The sequence below is a fragment of the Lysobacter niastensis genome (assembly GCF_031457115.1).
Lineage (GTDB): Bacteria > Pseudomonadota > Gammaproteobacteria > Xanthomonadales > Xanthomonadaceae > Lysobacter_J > Lysobacter_J niastensis_A.
In genome coordinates, this window is sequence record NZ_JAVDVY010000001.1 from 1,151,999 (window position 1) to 1,171,370 (window position 19,372).

The 19,372-nt window shown below is 65.4% G+C and carries 19 protein-coding genes and 1 tRNA gene; 14 read left to right on the forward strand and 6 right to left on the reverse strand.

The features are described from left to right. The first annotated feature begins 9 nt into the window (after positions 1-9). Positions 10-471: a ClpXP protease specificity-enhancing factor gene (locus J2X06_RS05285; RefSeq protein ID WP_430539498.1), complete on the forward strand. Its 462-nt coding sequence runs from the start codon at positions 10-12 to the stop codon at positions 469-471. Positions 472-665: 194 nt separating this feature from the next. On the opposite strand, the gene J2X06_RS05290 is transcribed toward J2X06_RS05285, so the two are convergent. Continuing rightward, positions 666-989, reverse strand: coding sequence for a DUF3301 domain-containing protein (locus tag J2X06_RS05290; protein WP_310059194.1), 324 nt, complete (start codon positions 987-989; stop codon positions 666-668). Between the two features lie 73 nt (positions 990-1,062). Here J2X06_RS05290 and J2X06_RS05295 point away from each other — a divergent pair, with 73 nt between their 5' ends. After that, positions 1,063-1,878 carry an FHA domain-containing protein gene (locus J2X06_RS05295; RefSeq protein WP_310059196.1) on the forward strand — a complete coding sequence of 272 codons (816 nt, stop codon included), beginning with the start codon at positions 1,063-1,065 and terminating at the stop codon, positions 1,876-1,878. 25 nt (positions 1,879-1,903) lie between these two features. Here the strand turns inward: J2X06_RS05295 and nadC are convergent, their stop codons facing one another. Together nadC and J2X06_RS05305 are read right to left on the reverse strand one after the other, a co-directional pair. Next, positions 1,904-2,782 carry a carboxylating nicotinate-nucleotide diphosphorylase gene (nadC, locus tag J2X06_RS05300; RefSeq protein ID WP_310059199.1) on the reverse strand — a complete coding sequence of 293 codons (879 nt, stop codon included), beginning with the start codon at positions 2,780-2,782 and terminating at the stop codon, positions 1,904-1,906. Then, positions 2,779-3,048 carry a Trm112 family protein gene (locus J2X06_RS05305; RefSeq protein WP_310059201.1) on the reverse strand — a complete coding sequence of 90 codons (270 nt, stop codon included), beginning with the start codon at positions 3,046-3,048 and terminating at the stop codon, positions 2,779-2,781. Before J2X06_RS05305 ends, nadC begins: the two co-directional genes overlap by 4 nt. Positions 3,049-3,106: 58 nt before the next feature. Between J2X06_RS05305 and purE the strand changes: the two genes are divergently transcribed. Both purE and J2X06_RS05315 read left to right on the forward strand, forming a co-directional pair. Next, positions 3,107-3,610, forward strand: coding sequence for a 5-(carboxyamino)imidazole ribonucleotide mutase (purE, locus tag J2X06_RS05310; protein WP_310059204.1), 504 nt, complete (start codon positions 3,107-3,109; stop codon positions 3,608-3,610). Positions 3,611-3,863: 253 nt separating this feature from the next. Beyond that, entirely contained in the window at positions 3,864-5,012 is a 1,149-nt protein-coding gene (locus tag J2X06_RS05315; RefSeq protein ID WP_310059207.1) for a 5-(carboxyamino)imidazole ribonucleotide synthase, read from the forward strand. A gap of 75 nt (positions 5,013-5,087) precedes the next feature. Here the strand turns inward: J2X06_RS05315 and J2X06_RS05320 are convergent, their stop codons facing one another. Further along, a complete protein-coding gene (locus tag J2X06_RS05320; RefSeq protein WP_310059210.1) occupies positions 5,088-5,666 on the reverse strand; it encodes a superoxide dismutase in 579 nt (192 codons plus the stop codon). Between the two features lie 157 nt (positions 5,667-5,823). Between J2X06_RS05320 and grxD the strand changes: the two genes are divergently transcribed. The 5 genes from grxD (at position 5,824) to ppnN (ending at position 12,484) form a co-directional block, all read left to right on the forward strand. After that, positions 5,824-6,144 (forward strand): Grx4 family monothiol glutaredoxin, encoded by a 321-nt coding sequence (gene grxD / locus J2X06_RS05325; protein ID WP_310059213.1) that lies wholly within the window; start codon positions 5,824-5,826, stop codon positions 6,142-6,144. Further along, on the forward strand, positions 6,141-6,881 hold the full coding sequence (locus tag J2X06_RS05330; protein ID WP_310059215.1) for an SDR family NAD(P)-dependent oxidoreductase: 741 nt from the start codon (positions 6,141-6,143) through the stop codon (positions 6,879-6,881). Before grxD ends, J2X06_RS05330 begins: the two co-directional genes overlap by 4 nt. A 10-nt stretch (positions 6,882-6,891) precedes the next feature. Next, complete coding sequence (locus J2X06_RS05335) at positions 6,892-7,488, forward strand: YhgN family NAAT transporter (protein WP_310059218.1); 597 nt, start codon at positions 6,892-6,894, stop codon at positions 7,486-7,488. 203 nt (positions 7,489-7,691) lie between these two features. After that, on the forward strand, positions 7,692-10,988 hold the full coding sequence (locus J2X06_RS05340) for a TonB-dependent receptor (protein WP_310059220.1): 3,297 nt from the start codon (positions 7,692-7,694) through the stop codon (positions 10,986-10,988). Between the two features lie 116 nt (positions 10,989-11,104). Next, a complete protein-coding gene (gene ppnN / locus J2X06_RS05345; protein ID WP_310059224.1) occupies positions 11,105-12,484 on the forward strand; it encodes a nucleotide 5'-monophosphate nucleosidase PpnN in 1,380 nt (459 codons plus the stop codon). A gap of 4 nt (positions 12,485-12,488) precedes the next feature. On the opposite strand, the gene J2X06_RS05350 is transcribed toward ppnN, so the two are convergent. Next, entirely contained in the window at positions 12,489-12,905 is a 417-nt protein-coding gene (locus tag J2X06_RS05350; RefSeq protein WP_310059228.1) for a type IV pilin protein, read from the reverse strand. Positions 12,906-13,066: 161 nt separating this feature from the next. Here J2X06_RS05350 and J2X06_RS05355 point away from each other — a divergent pair, with 161 nt between their 5' ends. The 5 genes from J2X06_RS05355 to J2X06_RS05375 all read left to right on the forward strand — a co-directional run bounded on the left by J2X06_RS05355 (position 13,067) and on the right by J2X06_RS05375 (position 18,611). Continuing rightward, positions 13,067-13,660, forward strand: coding sequence for a prepilin-type N-terminal cleavage/methylation domain-containing protein (locus J2X06_RS05355; protein ID WP_310059231.1), 594 nt, complete (start codon positions 13,067-13,069; stop codon positions 13,658-13,660). Continuing rightward, entirely contained in the window at positions 13,660-14,448 is a 789-nt protein-coding gene (locus J2X06_RS05360) for a PilW family protein (protein WP_310061258.1), read from the forward strand. Before J2X06_RS05355 ends, J2X06_RS05360 begins: the two co-directional genes overlap by 1 nt. A gap of 11 nt (positions 14,449-14,459) precedes the next feature. After that, positions 14,460-16,082, forward strand: a complete 1,623-nt coding sequence (locus tag J2X06_RS05365; RefSeq protein ID WP_310059234.1) for a hypothetical protein — start codon at positions 14,460-14,462, stop codon at positions 16,080-16,082. Positions 16,083-16,092: 10 nt separating this feature from the next. Further along, positions 16,093-18,456, forward strand: a complete 2,364-nt coding sequence (locus J2X06_RS05370; protein WP_310059237.1) for a prepilin-type N-terminal cleavage/methylation domain-containing protein — start codon at positions 16,093-16,095, stop codon at positions 18,454-18,456. 78 nt (positions 18,457-18,534) lie between these two features. Further along, a tRNA-Asn gene (locus J2X06_RS05375) sits at positions 18,535-18,611 on the forward strand. An 85-nt stretch (positions 18,612-18,696) separates the two neighbouring features. Here the strand turns inward: J2X06_RS05375 and J2X06_RS05380 are convergent. Beyond that, a complete protein-coding gene (locus J2X06_RS05380; RefSeq protein ID WP_310059240.1) occupies positions 18,697-19,239 on the reverse strand; it encodes a GspH/FimT family protein in 543 nt (180 codons plus the stop codon). Positions 19,240-19,372 lie beyond the last annotated feature (133 nt).

A 19,372-nucleotide genomic window follows, 5' to 3' on the forward strand; every position in this document is an offset into this window, starting at 1 on the left:
ACTGTGGGCATGAGTGAAGACAGTTCCCTGATGACCAGCCACCGTCCGTACCTGTTGCGGGCGTTGTACGAATGGATCGCCGACAATGGCATGACGCCGCACCTGCTGGTGGATGCCACGCGACCGGCCGTGCAGGTGCCGATGCATGCGGTCAAGGACGGCAAGATCGTGCTGAACATTGCCGAGCGCGCCGTGTCGCACTTGGAGATGGGCAACGACACGATCCGCTTCAGCGCCCGCTTCGGCGGCGTCAGCCATCCGGTGTCGGTCCCGGTCGGCGCGGTGCTGGCGATCTATGCCCGCGAGACCGGGCAGGGCATGGCCCTGCCGGACGAGGCGCTGGCGTCCGGCGGCGAGGCCGAGGACGATGCCGTTGAGTCCTCTCAGGACCACTCGCCGCATGGCGATGACGACGGCCCCGATACTCCGGCACCGCCGCGGCGAGGTTCGCACCTGCGCATCGTCAAATGACGTTTTGGCCCCGCTTCAGCGCGGCTTCGCCGAAACGTCATCCCCGCGAAAGCGGGGTTCCACCCAGTCCGAGACGGGCATCTGCAAAGGCCCGGATTCCCGCCTTCGCGGGAATGACGCCCCGATAGCGAAGAGCTGGCTACTGCGCTTCAGCGCGGCCTTGCCTTAACGTCATCCCCGCGCCCGGAATGACGTCAATGCAACGGCGCCACGTTGCGCGTCACCGGGCCGCTGAACGCGATCAGTCGATCGCCGCGGAGCACCAGTCTCCCGACGTGGCGATCTTCGCCGTCGATGGAATAGTCAAAGCGGAACGTACGTTCCCAACCCAGCCAGCCGTTGTCGTGACGGCACAGCTTCAGGCCGATGGCGTGCACGCTTTGGTCCAGCCACTGCACGCCGGCGGCTTGGCAGGCGTCGCGCCCGACTTCCTCGGCGCGTTCAGCTGCGGCGCGCCCGGCGCTCCAGAATGCGAACACCGTCGCAGCGACGATCATCAGGATCAGTAGAGTCGGCATGCATCTACTGTGGTGGCACGAGTGCGAACTCGCAAGCCTCCGCAGAGTGCAAGTGGAGGGGGCCACTGTCCGCATGAAACTCGTATTTCCCGATGGCGATCATCCGCAGGTCCTGCTGGGCCTGGGCATCAACCGGGTCGGTTCCGACCCCGAATCCAACATCGTGCTCGATCGTCCCGGCGTGCTGCCTCAGCACTGCCAGCTGCACGTGTCCAACAACGGCGTGATGCTGGATGTGCCGCACGGCATTCCGGTCAGCGTCAACGGACGCCGCGTCGATGGCCTCATCGCGCTGCGCCCCGGCGACAGCATGGCCTTCGATCGCGTCCATGCGCGGCTGGCTTCGCTGGAGACCACGCCGGGCCTGCGGCCCGATGAGAGCCCATTGGACGCACCGGCGGCCAACGACGACCCGGGCGTGACCGCGGTGCGTGCGGCGACGCCGCGCTACGTCCTGCGCGGCCTGTCGGGCAACGCAGTGGGCCAGCAGCTTCCGATTCACGGCGTCGTCACGATTGGACGCGCGCCCGAATGCCAGCTGCGACTGGACGACGAAGGCATGTCGCGACGACATGCACGGCTGCTGCCTACCGAAACGGGCATCCAGGTGGAGGACCTTGGCTCGACCAACGGCACCTACATCAACGGCAAGCGCGTGCTGCGCGGCGAGGCCAAGGTGGGTGACGTGATCGCGTTCGATGCCCTGCAGCTTCGCGTCGCCAAGCCGGGCCAGAAGGCCGGACCGGTTCAAGTCGTCACCAAGCAGGTCGTGCCCAAGTCCCCGCGTCGCCGCGAGAGCCACCCCGGCGATCGTCAGACCTGGTTGTGGCTGGGCGTAGCCGCCGTAATCGCGTTGGCTGCGGTGGCCGGGGTCTGGTTGTTGCGTTGACGATGCGGTTGCCGCAAGGCATCCGTCATTGCGCGGATGCCGGCGGCGGTCCCAGTTTCAGCGACAGGTCGATCGCGCGGACATGCTTGGTCAGTCCGCCGATCGAGATGAAGTCGACGCCATCTTCGGCGATCACGCGCAGCGTGGTCATGTCGACGCCGCCGGATACTTCCAGCGGGATCGTGCCGTTGAAGGGAGCGGCCTTGGCGATGCGCACGGCCTCCCGCCTCATGGCCGCGTCGAAATCGTCGATCAGGATGCGGTCGCAGCCTTCGCGCAAGGCCTCTTCAAGCTGGGCGATCGATTCGACTTCCACGATCAGCGGCAACGACGGATGCATCGCGCGCGCCGCGCGGATCGCCGCGGTCAGCGTGCCGGCCGCGCGCACGTGGTTCTCCTTCAGCATCACCGCGTCGAACAGGCCGATACGGTGATTGACGCCGCCGCCCACGCGCACGGCGTACTTCTGCGCCAGGCGCAGGCCGGGGATGGTCTTACGCGTATCGAGAATCCGGGTCCCGGTACCGCTGACGGCCACGACGTATTCGGCGGTGGTGGTGGCGGTGCCTGAAAGCGTCTGCAGAAAGTTGAGCGAGGCGCGCTCGGCGCTGACCAGAGCGCGGGTGCGGCCTTGCAGGGTTGCCAGCACGGTGCCCTTGTCGACGCGGTCGCCTTCGGCCACATGCCAGTCGATGCGCACGTCGGGGTCGAGCGCGCGATGGCAGGCGTCGAACCAGGGGCGCCCGCATACCACGGCGTTTTCCTTGCACAGAAGGTAGGCGCAGTCCGTGTCGTCCGGCAGCAGCGCGGCCGTCACGTCGCCGGCGCCCAGGTCCTCGGCCAGAGCGAGGCTCACATCACGGGCGATCGACTCGGCGGGCGGCGGGGCAAAGCGGGGGCTCATGCGGCGGGAAATCCTTCGACCTGGACCGTGGCGATGGCCTCTTCGGCCAGCAGCACCGGTATGCCGTCGTCGATGCGGTAGACGGTCTTGCGGTCACGGGTGACCAGCGCTTCGCCCAGGGCGTCGGCCTGTGCGCTGCCGTCGCCACGGACGATGCCGCCGGCCGCGATGGCGGCGTTGAGTGCCTGCAGGCCACGGCCGTCGAGCAGTTGCAGGGGCTGGCGCGTGGTGGGGCAGACGAGCAGGTCGAGCAGCTTGCGGTCCATGGGCGGTGAAGCTCCGGCGGAAGGCCGGTAGAATACCGTTTTGCCGCAGGGTCGAACCATGACAAACGCATCGCAGGCGCCGCTGGTCGGCATCGTGATGGGCTCGCGCTCCGACTGGGAGACGATGCAGCACGCCGCCGCCAGGCTCGAAGCGCTCGGTGTCCCGCACGAGATCCAGGTCGTGTCGGCACACCGCACGCCGGACCTGCTGTTCGACTACGCGGCCAATGCCAAGGCACGCGGCCTGCGCGCGATCATCGCCGGCGCCGGCGGCGCGGCGCACCTGCCGGGCATGCTCGCGGCCAAGACCGCGGTGCCGGTGCTGGGCGTGCCGGTGCAGAGCAAGGCGCTCAATGGCATGGATTCGCTGCTGTCGATCGTGCAGATGCCGGCGGGCATTCCCGTGGCGACCTTCGCCATCGGCAATGCCGGCGCCGCCAATGCCGCGCTGTTCGCAGCCGCATTGCTGGCGCACGACCAGCCGGGCATCGGACAGGCGCTGGAAGATTTCCGCAAGCGCCAGACCGACGACGTTCTCGCCAACGGCGATCCGCGGCAATGAGGGTGTGTCATGCCGCTTGCCATAGATCGCGTTGCCCCGCAGCCGCCGTCAGGCAAGGCGTGCGCCGCAGCGCCGCAGCCGTCCTGCGGCCAAGGCGCGCAACGCAGTGTGGCGGTGGCTGCGTGGCAACCCGAAGGGCCGTGGTTGTGCGCCCGCATCGCCGCGTCATCGCTCAGTCGTGGATCGACATCCACTCCTTCACTCTTCCTTGCGCTGCAGGCGCACAATCACGGCGCGGTCTATGGCAAGCGGCATGACACACCCTAAGGTAGGCATTCTCGGTGGCGGTCAGCTGGCGCGCATGCTGGCGCTTTCCGGCGCGCCGCTCGGCCTGCGCTTCCTGGTGATGGACAACGTCGCCGACGCGTGCGCCGGACAGTTCGCGCCGATGGTGGTGGGCGACTATCGCGATGAGGCGGCGTTGACCGAATTCGCCTCGAAGGTCGACGTGGCCACGTTCGACTTCGAGAACGTGCCGGCCGAATCGGCGCACTGGCTCAGCGATCGCGTCACGGTGTTCCCGAACCCGCGTGCGCTGGCCATCGCACAGGATCGGCTGGCCGAGAAGACACTGTTCGTCGAGCTCGGCATCCCGGTGCCGCCTTTCGCGGCGATCGACACCCGCGAGCAGCTCGGTGCCGCACTCGAACAGATCGGCACGCCTTGCATCCTCAAGACGCGCCGGCTCGGCTATGACGGCAAGGGCCAGTTCCGCATCAAGACGCCGGCCGACGCCGATGCCGCCTGGGAAGCGCTCGGTGCGCAAGCCGGCAAGGTCGGCCTGATCCTGGAAGGTTTCGTGCATTTTCAGCGCGAGCTTTCGGTGGTGGCCGTGCGCGGCCGCGAGGGCGAGTTCCGCACCTGGCCGCTGACCGAGAACTGGCATGTCGACGGCGTGCTGTCGGCCAGTCTGGCGCCGGCCAGCGTCGATGATGCGATGACGCAGACCGCGTTCGAACATGCGCGCAAGCTGGCCGAGGCGCTCGACTACGTCGGTGTGTTCGCGCTGGAGTTGTTCTGCCGCGATGGCGAACTGCTCGCCAACGAGCTCGCGCCGCGCGTGCACAACTCCGGCCACTGGACCATCGAGGGCAGCGAGACCTCGCAGTTCCAGAACCATCTGCGCGCCGTGCTCGGCCTGCCGTTGGGCGATACGCGGATGGTCGGCGTGGCCTGCATGCTCAACTGGATCGGCGAGATGCCCGATGCCTTGCCGGTGCTGCGCGAACCCGGTGGTCATTGGCACGACTACGGCAAGGAGCCGCGCGCCGGCCGCAAGGTCGGACATGCCACGTTGCGTGCCGATTGCGGACAGGCGCTTGCGCAAACGCTGCAGCGTGTCGGTGATGCGCTTGGCCGCGAGGCGCAAGTGGCGCCGGTGATCGCGGCGCTGGCTCGCTGATCTCTGCGACCATCGCAGGACAAAGAAAAACGGCCGGGGAAACCCGGCCGTTTTTTATCGCGCGATGGGCGCCGCTTACTTCATGTTGGAAGCGACGAAGTCCCAGTTGACCAGGTTCCAGAACGCCTCGACGTACTTCGGGCGGGCGTTGCGGTAGTCGATGTAGTAGGCGTGCTCCCACACGTCGCAGGTCAGCAGTGCGATGTCTTCACCGGTCAGCGGCGTGGCCGCGTTGGAGGTGCTCACCAGCGCCAGCGAACCGTCCGGGCGCTGCACCAGCCAGCCCCAGCCGGAGCCGAAGGTGCCGACGGAAACCTTGGTGAACTCTTCCTTGAACTTCTCGAAGCTGCCGAACGCCTTGTTGATGGCGTCGCCCAGCTTGCCGCTCGGTTCGCCGCCGCCCTTCGGCGACAGGCAGTTCCAGTAGAACGTGTGGTTCCAGATCTGCGCGGCGTTGTTGAACATGCCGCCCTGTGACTTGCGGATGATCTCTTCCAGCGGCATCGAGGCGAACTCGGTGCCCTCGATCATCTTGTTGAGGTTGTCGACGTAGGTCTTGTGATGCTTGCCGTAGTGGAAGTCGATGGTCTCGCCGGAAATGTGCGGCTCGAGCGCGGTTCGGTCGTAGGGCAGGGCGGGCAGTTCGATGGCCATTGCGGGCTCCTGAAGGGCTGGCTAGGGGGTTGCCGGGGTGAGGTCCGGGGGATGGACGCGACCGCGGCTCGGGAAGGCTTACAATTACATTCTATCCCCACGCTCCGTTGCTGTGCCGTCAATGGCCGAGCAACAGACATTCGCAGGAGTTTCACCCATGTCCGTGATGGAACGGATCCAGGCCGAAGTCGAAAGCCACCCGATCGTGCTTTTCATGAAGGGCACTGCGCAGTTCCCGATGTGCGGCTTCTCCAGCCGCGCCGTGCAGGCGCTCAAGGCCGCCGGCGCTTCGCAACTGCACACTGTCAACGTGCTCGAGGATCCGGAAATCCGCGCCAACCTGCCGCGCTATTCGAACTGGCCGACGTTCCCGCAGCTCTTCATCCACGGCGAGTTGATCGGTGGCTGTGACATCACGCTGGAGCTCTTCGAGTCCGGCGAACTGGCACGCATGATCAGCGAGACCCAGCGCCAGTGAGCGCCATCGGACCCGACCAGCCGCGCGCGCTCGATGGGCGCGTGATTCTCGTGACCGGTGCGCACGGCGGGCTCGGCAGTGCCGCAGCCCAGGCCTGTGCGCGTGCCGGGGCCACGGTGGTGCTGCTCGGCCGCAAGCTGCCCAAGCTCAACCGCATCTACGACGCCGTCGCCCAGTTCGGGCCCGAGCCGCTGATGTACCCGCTCGACCTCGAAGGCGCCGCGCCCGACGACTACGCCGAATTGGCCGAGCGCCTGCAAGGCGAGGTGGGGCGCCTCGATGGCGTGCTGCATTGCGCCGCGGATTTCGCCGGACTGACGCCGCTGGCGCAAACCGACCCGGCCGCGTTCGCCCGGGCGATCCACGTCAACCTGACGGCTCCGTGGTGGCTGACACAGGCGTGCCTGCCTTTGCTCGGCCAGGCCGACGACGCCGCGCTGGTGTTCGTCCTCGACGACCCGGCGCGGGTGGGGAACGCCTACTGGGGTGGCTACGGGGTCGCCAAGCACGGCCTGGCCAGCCTGGTCGGGATGCTGCACGCCGAACTGGCCAACTCGCGGGTCCGCGTCGCCGGCCTGCAACCGGGTCCGATGCGCACGCCGCTGCGTGCCAAGGCCTACGTCGAAGAGAACGACCGCGCCGCCGTCGATCCGTCGGTGTATGCCGACGCCTGCGTGGCACTGCTGTCTCCGGCCGGCGCGGGTCATCGCGGACAGGTGTGGAACCCCTTGTCGTGACGGCACGCCCATGACAATCGCCTCGGCAGCGTTGCTGCTGTTCCTGATCCTCGACCCGCTCGGCAATGTGCCGGTCTTCCTCAGCCTGTTGCGCAGCCTGCCGCCGAAACGGCAGCGCTTCGTGCTGGCCCGCGAGCTGCTGATCGCGCTGGCGGTGCTGATGATGTTCCTGTGGGGCGGCAAGTACGCCCTGGAAGTGATGCACCTGCGCCAGGAGTCGGTGTCGATCGCCGGCGGCATCGTCCTGTTCCTGATCGGCATCCGCATGATCTTCCCGTCGCCGGAAGGGCTGATGGGCGAGATCCCGGGCGGCGAGCCCTTCATCGTGCCGATGGCCATCCCGCTGGTGGCCGGCCCCTCGGGCATGGCCGCGGTGATGCTGATGGGCAGCAACGAGCCCGAACGTCTGGGCGAGTGGAGCCTGGCGTTGCTGATCGCCTGGGGCGCGACGGCAGCGATCCTGTTCTCGGCGACGATGCTCTACAAGCTGCTGGGCATCCGCGCTCTGACCGCGATCGAACGGCTGATGGGCATGCTGCTGGTGGCCATTTCCGTCCAGATGTTCCTCGACGGCCTGGGGACTTACCTGCAGATCACGCCCCCCTGACGGCCCGCGGCGTTTAACGACTTTTTTTGACGCCCGTCACGGCTCTGTAACAACTCCGTCCTAGCCTGTTAAACTGCTGTTAACCCGGCAGGGGTGCCTACCGCCGGGTCAGGGGTTTTCCGACTGTGTCCGCGAGAGACGCCAGACCCACATGGCGCCCGTCCTTCTACTGCCACGATTTTTTACGCATTGAGGCCAATGTAATGACCCACCCGAACCGTGTCCGGTTGTCCAAGCTCACGCTTGGCCTGCTTGCCGCTCTTGCTGCTGCTCCTGTATTTGCCCAGGCCACGTCCGCCGGTATCGCCGGTCGCGTCGTCGGCGCAGACGGCCAGCCGGTGGTCGGCGCCGAAGTCATCATCACCCATACCGAATCGGGCACCGTCAGCCGTGCCGTGACCGGCGAAGACGGCCGCTACAACGCCCGCGGCCTGCGCGTCGGCGGTCCGTACACGATCACCACCAGCACTGGCGCCGGCGCCGGCAGCCAGCAAGGCGTCTACCTCAACCTCGACAAGGTCAACCAGGTCGACGTGACCGTGGCCGGCAGCAGCAGCGTCACCACGCTGGAGTCGGTGCAGGCGATCTCCTATGGCGGCTCGGAAGTGTTCAGCGCGACCAAGATGGGCGCCGGCACGACCGTGACGCGCGAGCAGATCGAGACGATGCCGTCCATCAACCGCAACATCCAGGACTTCGCCCGTCTGGATCCGCGCGTGGTGCAGAGCGACAAGGCCCGTAACGAAATCTCGGTCGGCGGCCAGAACCCGCGCTTCAACGTCATCCGCGTCGACGGCGTCAGCAGCGCCGACTCGTTCGGCCTGGAATCCAACAGCCTGCCGACGCCGCGCCCGCCGTTCTCGATCGACATCATCGACGAAATCGCGGTCGACGTCGCCAACTACGACGTGACCATCTCCGGCGGCACCGGTGGCGTGATCAACGCGGTCACCAAGTCGGGCACCAATGAGTTCCACGGCTCGGTCTACGGCATCTACCGCGAGAACGACTGGTCCGGCAAGAACCAGAACGACATCCGCCCGGCGCTGTTCGACAACGAGCAGACCTACGGCGCGACCTTCGGCGGCCCGCTGGTCAAGGACAAGTTGTTCTTCTTCGTCAACTACGAGAACTACACCGGCAAGGACCTGTTCACCGGCAACTCGGGCTTTGGTCCGATCGGATCGGGCGAGAGCAACATCGTCGGTATCACCCAGGCGCAGATCGACCGCGTGATCGCGCTGTCGCAGGCCAAGGGTTTTGATCCGGGCACCCTGGCCAAGCCCTCGCTGGACACCGAGAGCGAGGAGTTCGGCATCAAGTTCGACTGGAACATCACCGATTCGCAGCGCGCCAGCTTCCGCTACGGCAAGACCGAGCAGAACACTCCGTTCCTGCAGGGCTTCAGCAACTCGTCGCTGGCCTTGAACACCTACCACTACGTCCGCGATTTCAATCTGGAGACGTACACCGCGCAGTTGTTCAGCGACTGGACCGACACCTTCTCGACCGAAGCCAAGGTCTCGTACCGCGACTACTCGGCCGTTCGCAACCCGCTGGCCGACCTGCCGGCGATTGCGATCCGCATCGGCAGCAACACGCTGAACTTCGGTACCGAAGAGAACACCCACGCCAACGTCCTCGAGACGCAGACGTGGAACGCGTTCTTCGCCGGCAACCTGTTCCTGGGCGACCACACCGTCAAGTTCGGCGCCGACTACGAGTCGAACGAGGTCTACAACCTGTTCGGTCGCCGCGTGAACGGCGTCTACACCTTCAACTGCATCAACGCTCCGGGACCGGTCGGCCAGCCGGTTGTCCCGGACAGCTGTCCGCAGTCGTATGAGGCCGGCATCTCGAGCCGCTACCAGCTGTTCTATCCGGCCGGCGGCGACCTGGACGCCATGGCCGCGGTGTTCACCCAGAAGAATCTTGGCTTGTTCCTGCAGGACAGCTGGGCGGTCAACGAGAACCTGACGCTGACCTATGGCCTGCGTTACGACCGCTCGATCGTCGATGACAAGCCGCCCTTCAACGCCGCGGCATCGTCGGCGTTCGGCGTGCGCAACGACAACACCATCGATGGCAGCGACCTGTGGTCGCCGCGCTTCGGCTTCAACTACACCTACGACACCGAGCGTCCGACCCAGGTGCGCGGCGGTTTCGGTCTGTTCAAGGGCGCCGCGGCGACGGTGTGGCTGGCCAATCCGTATGCCAACAACGGCCTGACCTACACCGACTTCTTCGACTCCAATGGCACCAACGTCTTCTCGCCCGATCCGAACGGCCAGTTGCCGATCGCGCAGACGGGCGGCGTGCCCGGCACCCAGTCGGTGGACTTCCTCGACAACGACCTCGTCCAGCCGTCGGTGTGGAAGGCCAACCTGGCGTTCGATACCGAGCTGCCGTGGTGGGGCGTCGTCGCATCGACCGAGCTGGTCCTGACCTCGGTGAAGGACGCCATCTACTACCAGCAGCTGAACCTCGGCGCGCCGACCGCGGTGGGCCAGGACGGTCGCCTGATCTACTGGAATAACGCTACCGGCGCCGTCGCCAACAGGACCAACAACGGCCTGCGCCCGAACAGCTGGAACGTCAACGGCGTGGTCACCAACGGTGACGCGCGCTTCAACCGCAACCGCACCTTCAACGACGCGATCATCGCCAAGCGGACCGGCAAGGGCGAAAGCCAGCAGCTGACGGTCGGCCTGGACAAGCAGTTCAACGACAGCGACTGGGCCTGGGCCGCGTCGTACACGTACACCAACGCCAACGAAGTCAGTCCGCTGACCAGCTCGACCTCGAGCTCGCAGCTGGGCAACACCTCGATCTTCCAGGCCAACGAGGAAGTCAACTCGACCTCGAGCTACGAGATCAAGAACCGTTTCCTGGCTACGCTGCAGTGGAAGCACGCGTTCTTCGGCGACAACGACACCATGGTGTCGATGGTCTACGAAGGCCGCTCGGGTCGTCCGTACAGCTACAACTTCGACAACGACGCCAACGGCGACGGCCGTCTGAACGACCTGCTGTACATCCCGAAGGGCCCGGGCGACGTGGTGTTCGGTTCGCCGGCCGAAGAAGCGGCGTTCTGGAGCTTCGTCGCCAATGACGACTACTTGAACACGCACCGTGGCCTGGTCGCCGAGCGCAACGCCGCGCACGGACCGTGGGTCAACCAGTTCGACCTGCAGATCTCGCAGGAATTCCCGGGCTTCTGGGAAGGCCACAAGGCCGAGCTGACGCTCGACGTCCTCAACATCGGCAACCTGATCGACAAGGATTGGGGTCGCGTGGAAGAGGTGTCGTTCCCGGCCATGCGCGGCGTCGTCGAGTACGGCGGCATCTGCGGCGCCGGCGGCGCTCCGCTCACCGGTGTTTGCGCCGGCAATGCTGGCAAGTACGTGTACCGCGTCAACACGCCGGACAACCTGACCGTCTACGACGACAAGGGCATCTCGCGTTGGGCCGCCCAGATCAGCTTCCGCTACAAGTTCTGATCTCTGCCGCAGGCAACAAGCAGTACAGAAAACGGCCGGGGATCCCCGGCCGTTTTCTTTTGTGGGGGCGGCTGCGATAGAGTCGTAGCCGATAACACGACGAAAGAAAGAGAAAGATGAGCGCCAAAATCGACACCAGCCTCCCCACCGTCAACGCCCGCATCTATCCGCGCGGCGGTCTCGACGTGCTGTCCCGCGACGAAGTCGCACGCCTGCGCGATGCCTCCACGGGCATGCACGACCTGCTGCGCCGATGCGCGCTGGCCGTGCTGACCAGCGGCAGCGCATCCGACGATCCGCGCGCGGCGCGCGAGTTGTATCCCGATTTCGACATCCAGGTGCACCAGCAGGACCGCGGCGTCCGCATCGACCTGGCCCATGCGCCGGCGATGGCTTTCGTCGATGGCGAGATCATCCACGGCGTCGCCGACCTGCTGTTCGCCGTGGTGCGCGACCTGGCCTATACCGCGATCGAGCTGCGCGCCGATAGCGGCCGCGACCTGGAAAGCACCGACGGCATCACCGACGCCGTGTTCGGCCTGCTGCGCAACGCCCGCATCCTGCACCCGACCGAGCCGAACCTGGTGGTGTGCTGGGGCGGTCATTCCATCTCGCGTGACGAGTACGTCTACACCAAGCAGGTCGGGTACGAACTGGGCCTGCGCGGCCTGGACATCTGCACCGGATGTGGCCCGGGTGCGATGAAGGGCCCGATGAAGGGCGCCACGATCGCCCATGCCAAGCAGCGCCAGCGCCGCAGCCGCTACATCGGCATCACCGAGCCGGGCATCATCGCGGCCGAGTCGCCCAACCCGATCGTCAACCACCTGGTGATCATGCCGGACATCGAGAAGCGCCTGGAGGCCTTCGTCCGCCTCGGCCACGGCATCATCGTCTTCCCGGGCGGCGTCGGCACGGCCGAGGAGATCCTCTACCTGCTGGGCATCCTGTTGCGCGAGGAGAACGAGGGATTGCCGTTCCCGCTGATCTTCACCGGGCCGTCCGCATCGGCGCCGTACTTCGAGCAGATCGACAAGTTCCTGCGGCTGACGCTGGGCGAGGCGGCCACCTCACGTTACGAAATCGTGATCGGCGACCCGATTGCCGTGGCCAAGCGCATGGCGGCCGGCATCCGCAAGGTGCGCGAGAACCGCATCGCACACAAGGACTCGTTCTTCTTCAACTGGTCGCTCAAGGTTCCGGTGGAATTCCAGCGTCCGTTCGTCCCGTCGCACGAGGCCATGGCGACGCTCGACCTGCACCACGGCCGCAAGCCGCATGAGCTGGCGGCCGACCTGCGCCGGGCCTTCTCCGGCATCGTGGCCGGCAACGTCAAGGAAGACGGCATGCGCCGCATCGAGGCGCATGGTCCGTTCGAGATCCATGGCGACCCCGGCATGATGCAGTCGCTGGATGCGTTGCTCAGGGCGTTTGTCGAGCAGCGGCGGATGAAGATCGCCGGGGAGTACAAGCCCTGCTATAGGGTGCTGGCCTGATCGGTTACAGGCAGTTGCCACCGCCGCCGGCAGTCTTCTGCGGCGGCACACCTGGCCGGGCCGAGACGTCCAGGGCCAGGGTGTAGGTGCCGCAACGGTCGCCCGTCTGGGAACCTTTTGGCGTAGCGGTCAACGTGTAGGCCGATGCGGAATTCACCGTTACGGCGAAGTCGTAATTGCTCTGCGCGCCGTTGAACAACGCGGCCGTCGTGCCCGTGACTTCCGCCAGCGTGCCATAGGTGGTGTGGTTGGATCGCCACCGCTCCTGGCGAAGCTGCAGGTCGCCCAAAACCGTGACGGCCTCCGAACGGCGGCTCTTTTTGATCTGTTCTGCGAAGGAAGGAATAGCGATTGCGGCAAGGATGCCCACGATGGCGATCACGACCACCAGTTCGATCAACGTAAAGCCAGACTGTTTCATCGCAGGGTCCCCAAAACCTCGATGCGGAATCGTAGCACCCGTCGGTCGGTCTATCGCGACTGCGCAGGGCGTTCATCCAGCCCGCGGGCCCGTTCGTCCGGCAGGACATTGCCGCTGGCTCCCCGTCTTGCTTAGATGGCATGGGAAAAGGGGTCCAGGCCATGCGCGCGGCAAAGACAAACGGATTTACCTTGGTGGAACTGATGGTGACGCTCGCCGTGCTGGCGATCCTCGCCGTGCTCGCTGTTCCGTCCTTTACCGATTTCCGCCAACGCAGTGCATTGCGTGGCGCCGCCGATCAGGTCGTGTCCTTCGTGGGCGATGCGCGATTCGAGGCACTGCGTCGCAATTCGGACGTGAAGGTCGGTTTCAGGACCAACGTGGCTGGCGAATTCTGCATTGGCGCGGCGACCACCACCGACCCGAGCGATGACACGCCTTGCGACTGCTTCACCGCGGGCGCCTGCGATGTCAGCGCCTACCCGACTGCCCAAAGCGAGTGGCGAGGGGCGAGGGTGCCGTCGAACCCCACCATCGGCGATACCGATTCCGATACCGATGGGGTGGTCGTCATCAATCCCAAGCGCGCCAACCTTACTGAGGCCGGTGACGCCGGTCGCATTTCCCTGCGGTCGCCGATCGGGTCGCAGGACTACCGGCTCGACATCATTGTCGACCGCAACGGACGTGCGATTTCCTGCCAGCCGGCGGCGGCGCCTTCCAAGATTCCCGAATACCTGGATCGAGGGTGCTGATGATGGCCGCAGCGCGCAAACAGGCCGGCTTCACGCTGGTGGAGTTGATGGTGGCGCTGGTCGCCGGGATGATCGTCGTCGGTGCGGTGCTGGCCTTCGCTTTGTCCAGCATTCGCGCCAATTCCGAATACGTTCGTTCGACGCGCCTGACCCAGGAGCTGCGCACCAGCCTGGAGACGGCCACCGACGACCTCAGGCGGGCGGGCTATGACGAGGACGCGATGCGCTACGTTTCGCGCCCTCCGACGTTCACCGCGGCCTCGCCTTTCTCCAGGATCTTCCTGAGCACCAACGGTTCCTGCGTGATCTACGCATACGATCGCGAGAACGGTGGGATGGGCGTGCTGAACCTCGATAACGGCGAGGTCCGCGGCATCCGGCGCGTCGTCGCCACCATCAACGGCCGCCAGGTGGGCGTGCTGGAGATGGCCGAGAGCGCGACCGGCGTGCAGCCGGACTGCGGCGGCGCGGCGGTCGATTACTCCAGCTACCCGGCTTCCTGCAGCAGCGGCGGCTGGTGTCCTTTGTCGGACCCCAGGGTGGTCGACATCACGGCGTTCCAGGTGGTGAACGATCGAGCAGCGACCGGCGGCGTGCCGGGCCTGATAGCGGCTGCCGGCACCGCGGTATTGCCTATGCAGTTGCGCAAGATGCAGGTCACGCTGACCGGATCGCTGGTATCCATGCCGGGTGTGTCCCGCACCATCACCACCGACGTGCGCGTGCGTGCGGACTGCGTCCGAGCCGCCGCCTCAACCAATTGCATCGCCGTTCCGAACGGGACGTAAGGGATAACAGGATGAACGCGCGAAACCCCCGCTTTCCACCGCAGTGGCCTCGTTCGCAGCGAGGCATCACCACGCTGGCGATCACCCTGATCCTGTTGGGCATCGTCACCGTGATCGTGCTGTTCGCGACCAACGTTGCGTTCTTCGAGCAGCGCACCTCTACGAACCAGAACCGCGCCGTATCGACCGAGCAGATGGCCGAATATGCCGTCAGCCTCGGCGGGCAGTTCCTCAACGCCAATCGGGCCGTGGTCGTCAAGACCGCGACTGGCGGTTGGCTCACCGGGGGTACCACGCGCTGGGTGCAATGTCCGAGCGGCACACTCTCCGCCGGCCACCCGTGCTCTGCGGAACGTGATCCGGTGCGCCGCGCGGGTCTGTACTACTACGACAACGATACTTCCACGCCGGCAGTGGAGGGCATTCCCTACGGTACCTTGACCGCCTCGGTCGGCGGCATCCTCACCGGCGCCGATACCAGCAGCCGTTTTACCGGAGCGACCACGCTCAACGCATTGCTGTGCCGCGTGGGCTATTCGGCCACCAATCCGACGGTGCCGGAGTGCCAGCTCAACCCGACGGCGGCAGGCAACGTGGCCGTCACCCTGATCGCGAATTCCCAGGTCGCCGGCGAAAGTGCCGCGGCGACGGTCAAGGAGACCTGGGCCACGGCGATGACCATGAATCCCTCCGCGCCGGTGCCACTGATCGCCTCGGGCCTGGTGGAGGGCCTGGGTAATGCCCAGGTGGTGGCGGCCCCCAATGCGGGCGGTTACGGCGTCGCGGCGTCGATCTGGTCGCCCAACGACATCGACATCGGCACCAGTGGCGCCAGCGCCTGCGGCGCGGGCGGCCTGGGTAGCGTCAGCACCTGCCACATGGGCGAATACCTGCAGTCCACGCCCCGCACCGACCTCAAGACCACTTGTGCGACGTCGAACAACGCCTGTGGCTGCCCGTCGGTCAGTGCGAGCGGTGTCGACTTCCTCTCCGGTCACTCGCAGAGCGTTCGCAAGGAGAACCTGGATATTCTCGATCGCGACGGCAACTGCGGCGCACTGCCTGACATCACGTTCTTCCCGCGCGAGCCCTACGACGATCCCAACGACCCGACCGACGACTCGTTGTTCGAATACATCTTCGATATCGACTACGTCATGGCCGAAGGCGGTTCGACAGTGCTGACCAACTGCGGGCCCAGCGGGACGGACAATTGCGCGGCATTCGCGCTGATCAACGACTACAACGCCACCGTACTGCCGAACTGCAGCAGCCTGGGCACGTCGTCGAGCGGCATCTTCTACGTCACCGGCGACTGCGATCTGAACTCGACGGGTTCGGCGACCGGTTCGGTCATCCTGGTGGTGGACGGCGAGGTCAGGATCAACGGCAACGTGGACTTTTTCGGCATGCTGTTCGCCCGAAGCAACAACAACACGGCGAAAGTGCGCGGAAACGGCAACGTGAAGATCTTCGGCTCGCTGGTGGTGGAGGGCGACGTCAAGATCACCGGCAGCATCGACCTGATCTACGACAGCACGAGCGCCTCCGGCAATGCCGGCGGCGTGATTCCGGACAGCGTCAAGTTCGGTCGTGTGACAGGCAGTTGGCTCGACAGCCAAACCGGAATCTGAGGGCGCACCCATGAAATTCCATTCCCCGAATCGACGCGCCCGCGGCTTCAGCCTGCTGGAAGTGCTGATCGCTGTGGTGGTTCTTTCGTTCGGCCTGCTCGCTCTGGCCGCGTTGCAGAGCCGGATCTTCCAGGCTTCGGCCGAGGTCAAGGCACAGTCCATCGGTCTGGCCCTGGCCAAGGGCAAGCTGGAGGACATGCGCTCGTTCATGACCATGGCCCAGTACCAAGGCCTCAACACGGGCTCGGACTCGGCGACGACGGTCGATGGCACTGCCTTTACCAGGTCCTGGACGGTAAAGCGCTACGCCGTTCCGGTGGCGGGCGGTGGCACGACCTTCCAGCAGTACGGCACAGTGACTGGTGCATTGCCCGCGGCCTACGCGCCCAATCGTGAGTTCAAGACCGTCGAGATGGCGGTGACCTGGACCGATGCCTCGGGGCAGGCGCGAGCGGTGCGGATGGAGGACGCGATCGCGGGCATCGATCCTCAGGATTCGGCACGCAATCAGCGCTCGCGTAGCGGGCGGTCGCGAGGCCCCAAGGTCCTGATCTACGATCCAAGCACGGAAAATGGCGTGATTCCCATCGCCGTCGGCGACGGGACCTCGACCGCAGCCACCAACCCCAAACCGGTCAACGTGTCCCGCACCGGGGACGACGCGGTGGAAACCCGATACGACGTCCTGACGTATGCCGCCTTGAGCGGCGGAAACGCGCAGGCGCAAACCCGCGTCGAAACCTCAGTGGTCGGCTGCACCTGCACCAATACGCCGACAACCGCGGCTGCGTACCGACCGACCTATTGGAACGGCACGCGCTACGCGGTGCCGGAGGTGGCCAACTACTCGGCGCGGGCTCGTCCCGCCAATGGCGTCACGCAGAGTCGCTACTGCACCGCATGCTGCGGCAGTCATCACGATCCCTCTGGCACTACCGAAAAGAAGTTCTCTCCTCGCCTTACGACGCATCTGCATTACCGTCTGAACAACGGAGCATTCGAGGTCGCCGGGGCAGGAGATAACTACCTGGAGGCATGCCGCCTGATCCGCGTGGATGGCATCTTCGACGTCGCCGCCGACCTGTCGAACGACTACACCAATCTCCTGGCGACGGCGAGCAGCGCAAGTACTCCTGCCCCAGGCGGTGTTGCCGTCACGAACTATCAGAATTTCGTACTGGATTACCTGAACCACCGCTACGTTGTCCAGAATCCGGGTGCCCAGACCGCCAAGACTGTTTACAACGACCGCGTGTCGCCGGCGCCCGCAGTCGACGCCACCACGCATCAGTTGGACAGTCCCGCGGAATTGAATATCGCAGCCACCAACGACACCAAGTGGCTGCATGCGCGCGGCCTCTACGTCGATTATCTGGAACAGGAAGCGGTCGATGCCGTCATCGACGCGAAGAGTTCATGCGGTAGTTCGGCGACGCCTGCGCAACTGCGCGATTGCGTCCTGCGGGTCCTGCCGTTCACGTCCATCAACCTGACCGAAATTGCGGAATGGACGCCCATCACCGGCAGCCAGGTGAAGGTGACGAACGACGACTTCTCCACGTCGATCGCGATCGACACGCCGGTGCGCGGCAAGGTCACGCCTGGCAGCAACCCGACGCCCAACCAGGTGACGGACGTCTTTGCGCGGGTCGGCTCTTCCAATTCGGGCATCGCCATCTTTGGCGACATCAGTCCGAACGAGGATGAGCAGATCTACAACCCCGACGTGACGGGTTTCTGGCGCGACCAGCAGGCTTTCCGCGTCAGCAACAACAGTGGTGGCGGGCAGCCGGGCGGCACCTTCTATGTCAGCTTCGGCAACTACGCCATTGCCAGCAACGACCCGCCGCAGGCCGGCTTCACGTACGGCACGCGCAGCGAACCCTGCAGTGGCAGCCATCCGGTCCCGTGCACCACCCAGCAGGGTGAAAACCTGCCCAGTGCACTGACGGTGCGCGTCGGCAATTACAACAAGAGCGGCACCATCGACATCCCGAACCCGTGCCGCAACAACGGCAACACAACGATGCCTTACCGTGTGGACTTCGACGTGACCGCGTTCACCTCGAGCAATGGGTCGGCGACGTTCACTTCGGTGGCCGGGACGGTGATCAACCCGAATGAGGTGGGGGTGATCCCCATCGGTGAATACACTGAAGTGGGTGTTTCCACCATCGCCCAGAACGACACGATCACGGCGACGTTCGGCGGCCCGACCTACCTGTGCCCGTCCAATTACCCGAGCCCCGGCGGCAACAGCAACAACCCCGACAGTCGCTATCAGTGCACCGGTAATGGTTCGAATGCGGCTCCTAACTGGTCGACCACGTGGGTCGCCTGCCCGAGCCAATCAGGTGTTCCGACGTTCCCGTGATCGACGGGCGCCGGTGAGCCAAAAGGCGCGCGTCTGGGGTTGACCAGGCGCGCTCGGCCAAGCATCATATGCAGCCCCGCCCGAATAGCTCAGCCGGTTAGAGCACTTGACTGTTAATCAGGGGGTCGTTGGTTCGAGTCCAACTTCGGGCGCCAGATTTGAAACAAAAAGGCTCGCCATCAGGCGGGCCTTTTTTGTTTGCTCGACTCCGGCGCTGCGCGACCGATCACAGGCGTCCGGTCACCGTCCATGGACGCATTCCGATGCCGCCGTCGGCGTAGGCACGCCCTGACGCATGCGACCACTGTTGGACAGTATCAAGGCCGTTGCCTTGGCCGAGCCGCGTCCGTCGCAGAGTGTGAAGGTCACGTTCGAGCCGGCGTTTCCGCCGTTGGCTTGGATGACCAGCCGGGTACGCCCGGAGGTCGATCTCAGGTGAACGCCCCCCTCCAACGGGGAGCTGCGCCGGACCAGTGTCTCGTTGGCATCGTGGGTTCGGTCGCCGTCCAGGTCGGCGAATACGATCCAGCCGTGGCTCCAATCGACACTTCCGCTGCAAAGGTCCATGCCGGTGCTGGAGCAGATCACGGTGTCGGTGCCGGTGATCGTGGCGTGGCGGCCGGCATCGATGAAGGTTTCCACCAAGGCGGCCCTTACGATGCCGTGGCTCACGGCAGCCCGGGCATCGGTAAATGCCGGTATGGCCACGGCAAACAGCACGGCGGCCACCGCAAGCCCGATGACCAGCTCTAACAGGGTCAAGCCGGCATCCTTGCCGCTCATGGAGGTGAGTCCTTTCCTGGGAGCCGGCAGGTTAGAGGCTTAACGCGTTCAGCCGGCATAGGTCCTGCCTTCCAGGCCGGGTAGGAAAACCGACCTGAGCCCCCATCTTCTTGGCGGACTACACTGTCGGATT

Bases quoted from the DNA above. Each gene is read 5' to 3' on its own strand.
- J2X06_RS05285 (WP_430539498.1), top strand. From the start codon at position 10: ATGAGTGAAGACAGTTCCCTGATGACCAGCCACCGTCCGTACCTGTTG.
- J2X06_RS05290 (WP_310059194.1), bottom strand. From the start codon at position 989: ATGCCGACTCTACTGATCCTGATGATCGTCGCTGCGACGGTGTTCGCA.
- J2X06_RS05295 (WP_310059196.1), top strand. From the start codon at position 1,063: ATGAAACTCGTATTTCCCGATGGCGATCATCCGCAGGTCCTGCTGGGC.
- nadC (WP_310059199.1), bottom strand. From the start codon at position 2,782: ATGAGCCCCCGCTTTGCCCCGCCGCCCGCCGAGTCGATCGCCCGTGAT.
- J2X06_RS05305 (WP_310059201.1), bottom strand. From the start codon at position 3,048: ATGGACCGCAAGCTGCTCGACCTGCTCGTCTGCCCCACCACGCGCCAG.
- purE (WP_310059204.1), top strand. From the start codon at position 3,107: ATGACAAACGCATCGCAGGCGCCGCTGGTCGGCATCGTGATGGGCTCG.
- J2X06_RS05315 (WP_310059207.1), top strand. From the start codon at position 3,864: ATGACACACCCTAAGGTAGGCATTCTCGGTGGCGGTCAGCTGGCGCGC.
- J2X06_RS05320 (WP_310059210.1), bottom strand. From the start codon at position 5,666: ATGGCCATCGAACTGCCCGCCCTGCCCTACGACCGAACCGCGCTCGAG.
- grxD (WP_310059213.1), top strand. From the start codon at position 5,824: ATGTCCGTGATGGAACGGATCCAGGCCGAAGTCGAAAGCCACCCGATC.
- J2X06_RS05335 (WP_310059218.1), top strand. From the start codon at position 6,892: ATGACAATCGCCTCGGCAGCGTTGCTGCTGTTCCTGATCCTCGACCCG.
- J2X06_RS05340 (WP_310059220.1), top strand. From the start codon at position 7,692: ATGACCCACCCGAACCGTGTCCGGTTGTCCAAGCTCACGCTTGGCCTG.
- ppnN (WP_310059224.1), top strand. From the start codon at position 11,105: ATGAGCGCCAAAATCGACACCAGCCTCCCCACCGTCAACGCCCGCATC.
- J2X06_RS05350 (WP_310059228.1), bottom strand. From the start codon at position 12,905: ATGAAACAGTCTGGCTTTACGTTGATCGAACTGGTGGTCGTGATCGCC.
- J2X06_RS05355 (WP_310059231.1), top strand. From the start codon at position 13,067: ATGCGCGCGGCAAAGACAAACGGATTTACCTTGGTGGAACTGATGGTG.
- J2X06_RS05360 (WP_310061258.1), top strand. From the start codon at position 13,660: ATGATGGCCGCAGCGCGCAAACAGGCCGGCTTCACGCTGGTGGAGTTG.
- J2X06_RS05365 (WP_310059234.1), top strand. From the start codon at position 14,460: ATGAACGCGCGAAACCCCCGCTTTCCACCGCAGTGGCCTCGTTCGCAG.
- J2X06_RS05370 (WP_310059237.1), top strand. From the start codon at position 16,093: ATGAAATTCCATTCCCCGAATCGACGCGCCCGCGGCTTCAGCCTGCTG.
- J2X06_RS05380 (WP_310059240.1), bottom strand. From the start codon at position 19,239: ATGAGCGGCAAGGATGCCGGCTTGACCCTGTTAGAGCTGGTCATCGGG.